At 62.8% G+C, this 3137-nt stretch carries 3 protein-coding genes; all 3 read right to left on the bottom strand.

Annotation, left to right across the window (positions count from 1 at the left end):
* Window positions 1–820: alpha/beta fold hydrolase (locus JOZ76_RS06730; protein ID WP_291697846.1), on the bottom strand; the 820-nt coding region annotated here is incomplete at its 3' end.
* 82 nt (window positions 821–902) lie between these two features.
* Complete coding sequence (locus JOZ76_RS06725; RefSeq protein WP_291697845.1) at window positions 903–2444, bottom strand: acyl-CoA synthetase; 1542 nt, start codon at window positions 2442–2444, stop codon at window positions 903–905.
* A 105-nt stretch (window positions 2445–2549) separates the two neighbouring features.
* The coding region (locus tag JOZ76_RS06720; RefSeq protein ID WP_291697844.1) for an IS30 family transposase at window positions 2550–3137 on the bottom strand (588 nt) is incomplete at its 5' end.

Raw genomic sequence — 3137 nt, 5'->3', positions numbered from 1 at the left:
GCAGCCATTGGTTGGCCGCGATCGCCGCCGCATCGGGCATCTCCTCCGCCACCGTCTCCGGCATGGTTTTGGCGAGATCCATCACATAATAAGTCGGTAGCTTCGCCAGTTCGTCCGCCGACCAGGAGCCGAGCGGGTGCGGCTGGTTCTGCTTCCAGTCGGCACTCTTGTGGTGATAGTACGCTCTGAGGAAATCGTGGACGCCCTGGCGTGGGTGATGCATGTCGCCATCCGCTGCCCGTGTCGAATAGTACCATTGATAATGCTTGCGCGGCCGCGCCAGCCTCGCAAGCTCCCGGTGCACGGGATCCTCAGCCTTTGGCTTTGCAGGTAGCTCGGCCGTGTCGAAGGGCAGCGGCGGCGGCCCGCCGAACGGCGCACTCATCATCACGACCGAGCGAAACACGTCCGGCCTGACGAGCGCGCACCAGGCCGCGACCGGACTGCCGAAATCGTGCCCGATGACGGCAGCGACGCTGCGATAGCCGAACGCGTGGACCACCCCGAGCGCGTCACGCACGAGATTGGTGAGCCGGAACGGGGCGAGGTCGCCGTCATAGGCCGCGTGCCAGCCCACGGTGCGGCCATAGCCGCGCTGATCCGGCGCGATCACGTGATAGCCGGCCTCGCTGAGCGCCGGCATCACCTTGCGCCAGCTATAGGCGAGTTCGGGAAAGCCGTGGAGCAACAAGACGCACGGCCGGCCGCGGGTCTCAAAACCCGCTTCGAGCACGTGCATGGTGAGACCATTGATACCTTCGACATGGCGCGAGCGGATCGCCGGCGGCAGTGGAATCTCGGGCAGGGACGAAGGCTTCATTGTTGGCATGGCGGCGGGCCTTCAAACGATAAAACTCTTGGCGAAGCGATCGGCAGGATACGCGTGTCCTGTCAGGCGCCAACTACGCCCTCGTCTGTTTCGGCCAATAGCGATCGCGGAGATGCCGCTTGACGAGCTTGCCCGTCGGCGTGCGCGGCAGCTCGGCTTCGAAGTCGACCGAGCGCGGACATTTGAGCGGTGACAGGTGTTTTCGGCAGTAAAGGATCAGCTCGGATTCCAGCGCCTTGCCGGCGCGCGCCATGTCGTGGGGCTGCACCACCGCCTTGACCTCTTCGCCCATCTCCTCATTGGGTACGCCGAACACCGCGACATCGGCAACATCGGGATGGTTGATCAGGACGTCCTCGGTCTCCTGCGGATAGATGTTCACTCCGCCTGAGATGATCATGTAGGATTTGCGATCGGTGAGATAGAGAAAGCCGTCCGCATCGAGATAGCCGACGTCGCCGAGCGTCGACCAGCCTTTTGCGTTGTAGGCGCGCTTGGTCTTCTCCGGATCGTTGTGATAGGTGAAAACGGGCGCGTCGGCGAAGTACACCGTGCCGATCTCGCCGGTCGGCACCTCCTCATCGGTCTCGTCGAGAATCTTGACCTTGCCGACCACGGCGCGGCCGACACTGCCGCGATGGGCCAGCCATTGCTGCGAAGAGCAGACGGTGACGCCATTGCCCTCGGAGCCCGCGTAATATTCGATCAGGATCGGTCCCCACCAGTCGATCATCTTGGCCTTCACATCGACCGGGCAGGGCGCCGCGGCGTGGATCGCGCCCTTCAGTGACGAGACGTCGTAGCGCGCGCGGACGTCGTCCGGCAGCTTTAGCATGCGCACGAACATGGTCGGCACCAGCTGCGACTGCGTGGCCTTGTGCTTCTCAACCAGCCTGAGGAACTCTTCCGCGTCGAACTGTTCCATGATGATGGAAGTGCCGCCCAGCGTGATCGCCATCATGTTGAAGCGCAAGGGAGCCGCGTGATAGAGCGGCGCCGGCGACAGATAGACGCTGTCCGGCCCCATGCCGCACATATCAGCGCAGAGCGTCATCAGGAGCGGGTTGGGCCAGTCGATCGGCTTGCCCTCGAACGCCTTTTTGATGCCTTTCGGCCGGCCGGTCGTGCCCGACGAATACAGCATGTCGTAGCCGGCGACCTCGTCCGCGATTGGCGAGACCGGCTGCGCGACGGCCTCCTTGTCCCAGGAGCGGAAGCCGGGTTCTACCTCGTCGAGCATGAAGAAGATCGGCCCGCCCGGCGCACGGGTTGCGAGATCCCTGACCTGGTCGGCGCATTTCGGCGACGTGACGAAGACCTTTGCGCCACAATCGGCGATGATATAGGCGATCTCGTCCTTGGTCAGATAGCGGCTGATCGCGGTGTAGTAGAGGCCCGCGCGCTGCGCCGCCCAGCAGATCTCCATGAAGGCGAGACGGTTTTCCATCAGCAGGGCAATGTGGTCGCCGGCCTTCAGCCCCAGCGCTCGGAACAGGTGCGCACCCTGGTTGGAGAGCTGGTCGAGTTCGCGATAGGTGATCGCCTTGCCGGTCCCGGCCATCTGGTAGGCGATCTTGTTCGGCTGCGTGCGGGCGTGAATGGAAGGATGGGTCATGCAAATCTGCCGATCAAGTCAACACCGTCGTCCCGGCCTTGTGCGCAATTGCGCACTGGTGCCGGGAACCCATAACCACAGGTTCAGCCAAAACATCCCTTGGATTCAATCGGTCGTCGCAACGCCGGTTATTTTCATTGATGAGATCAGCTGGTCAAGCGCTTCGGCTGGAGTTTTCCAACCCAGGGTCTTTCGAGGTCGGGCATTGAGAGCTTCAGCGACGGCGGATATTTCGTCGGCGCTGTAGACGCTGAGATCCGAGCCTTTCGGGAAGTACTGCCGCAGCAAGCCGTTGGTGTTTTCGTTGGTGCCGCGCTGCCAGGGACTTCTTGGATCGCAGAAGTAGACCTGGATTCCGGTATCGATCTTGAGGCGACTGTGCTGAGCCATTTCGGTTCCCTGATCCCAAGTCAACGAGCGACGCAATTCTTCAGGCAAGGTGATGATGGTGCGGGTGATGGCGTCGCGCACGGCTTCGGCGCCGTGTCCGGAGAGCGAAGGCCCGTTGTTGTCGCGTGGCCTCTCGCCATGGCCCGCCAGTCGTGGCAGGTGGAGCAGCATGGTAAAGCGCGTGGTGCGTTCGACCAGCGTACCGATCGCCGAACTGCCGGCGCCGACAATCAGGTCTCCCTCCCAATGCCCCGGCACCGCGCGATCTGCAACTTCGGCAGGTCGCTCACTGATCATGATCTC

The organism is Bradyrhizobium sp., assembly GCF_019244115.1.
Lineage (GTDB): Bacteria > Pseudomonadota > Alphaproteobacteria > Rhizobiales > Xanthobacteraceae > Bradyrhizobium.
This window is presented reverse-complemented; position numbering and strand designations above follow the sequence as displayed.

Coding starts and splice junctions, on each gene's coding strand:
- JOZ76_RS06725 (WP_291697845.1), bottom strand. CDS start 2,444: ATGACCCATCCTTCCATTCACGCCCGCACGCAGCCGAACAAGATCGCC.